Here is a 1,658-nt window from a genome sequence, read left to right as displayed (position 1 = left end):
CCGTGTTTCGCGGCTCGTACACCGGGATATTCAAGCACTACTTCGACCTGATCGACCAGTACGCGCTCGCGAACAAGCCGGTGTTCCTCATCGCGACGGGCGGCGGCGACCACCACGCACTCGTCCTGGAGCACGCGATGCGGCCGCTGTTCGGATTCTTCCAGTCGATGACGTTCCCAGTCGCAGTGTTCGCGTCGTCAGGCGACTTCGACGGCACCACGCTGCTCAACCCCCGCATCTACGGACGAATCGAGATGGCCATCTCCGACGTCGCTGACCTCCTCCAGTCCCGGGTCACAGACGGGACCGGACCTGTGTGAGGAACCGGCCCGGTCCACACGGGGAACTTACCAGGTCGCCGGCCCGAGCCGGAGCCGCCAGCGCAACGCGATAGTCCGCTTCTTAACGGGCTCGGGAGTTTGTGGGGGATCCGGCGGGGTCTGCTCGACGGTCCCGCAATTCGAGGAGAGCCGCCTCCGCTGGACCGCACCACGGCCATGACAGGCTGGAACACCACCGTCGACACAGGGCGCATGAAGTCCTCGTATCCGGAGGGCACCCGCGGCGGCCGGGACGAGCGCCACCCCGAGCACCTGGCCGACCCAGCGCACGGTCGTCGGCGCCTGGGACACCCGGACGGCAGTGATCGGGTGACCTGTTGTCCCGCAGCACACCCGCCAGCATGCCGTCGAGAGCGCTGTCCCGGTAGACCCTCCCCCACGGCTCCCGATCCAGGTCACGCAGATCGACACGGCTGGCGGCGAGCTCCGGGTGCCCGGCCCCGCGGGCCACGACGAATTCCTTGTCGCCGAGATGGTGGGCGTCGGCGAGAGTCTGGTCACAGGCCGGCATCAGGACCAGGTCCCACGGCGGCACAACCGCTCAAGCTCAGCGGAACTCGGTTGCTCGAACACGCTGATCTCAAGTCGCGGAAAGCAGCGGCGCAGTGCGCTCAGCGCACCCGGCATCTGCTGCGTGCCGAGTCCCACCTGTGCTGCAACCACCAGCTCGCCCACGAGCTCCTCGGCACCGTTCCACGCCGTGGCCCTCGCCCGCCGTGACGCGCACCGCGACCTCCGCCTCTCTCAGGAACGCTTGGTCGACGGTCGTCGGCACCGGGCCTGTCGGCGTCTGGTCGAAGAGCGTCACGCCGAGATCCCGTGAACCGGCACCATCGCCACCCAGGACGAGTTCCTCGCCGGCGTCCACCGTGGCAACGTCATCGTGCGGCTCGCCGGCTTGCTCCGGGTAGGGGCGTTCGCCGAACGCCTGACCGGAGCGTCGCCAGCCCGGGTGGCCGCTTCCATGTCCGGGGCCGTGCCTCGATCTCCAGGTCGCCTCGGTCGGTGCTCACCGGTCACGGTCCGGGTGAGCACGGGGCGTCCGGGGCGACGTCGGCCGTCCGTCTCCGCGGGTTAGGTTAGGCCCCGGCGGCGGGAACGGCGATCGGAACGTGAACGGTGCCGCCTGAGACGGCCGCAATGGCGGCCACGCCGACGAGCCGGAGGCTCGCGCGGATGCGTCGGGGCATGGATCTCCTCAATGCCGTGCTCGTCCAGGCTGGTCCGGCTCGCCGCGACGCGACCCGCGTTGGGGCAACGATGTGGGAGCCGCACGCCGGCCGGCAAGGGGCCCGGCACCTGCGCAGACGCGCAACC

Annotated in this window: 2 protein-coding genes; one reads left to right on the top strand and one right to left on the bottom strand. The window is 69.9% G+C overall.

The features are described 5' to 3' along the window. A partial coding sequence (locus ELR45_RS20350) for an NAD(P)H-dependent oxidoreductase (protein WP_205856947.1) occupies nt 1–320 on the top strand: 320 nt, incomplete at its 5' end. 531 nt (nt 321–851) lie between these two features. Here the strand turns inward: ELR45_RS20350 and ELR45_RS38525 are convergent. Beyond that, nucleotides 852–1,016: a hypothetical protein gene (locus tag ELR45_RS38525; protein ID WP_205856946.1), complete on the bottom strand. Its 165-nt coding sequence runs from the start codon at nt 1,014–1,016 to the stop codon at nt 852–854. Nucleotides 1,017–1,658: the final 642 nt, after the last annotated feature.

Source organism: Phytoactinopolyspora endophytica (assembly GCF_004138495.1).
In the GTDB taxonomy this organism is placed as follows: Bacteria; Actinomycetota; Actinomycetes; order Jiangellales; family Jiangellaceae; genus Phytoactinopolyspora; species Phytoactinopolyspora endophytica.
The sequence above is the reverse complement of the archived record's forward strand: the minus strand, read 5'-3'. Positions and strand labels throughout refer to the sequence as shown.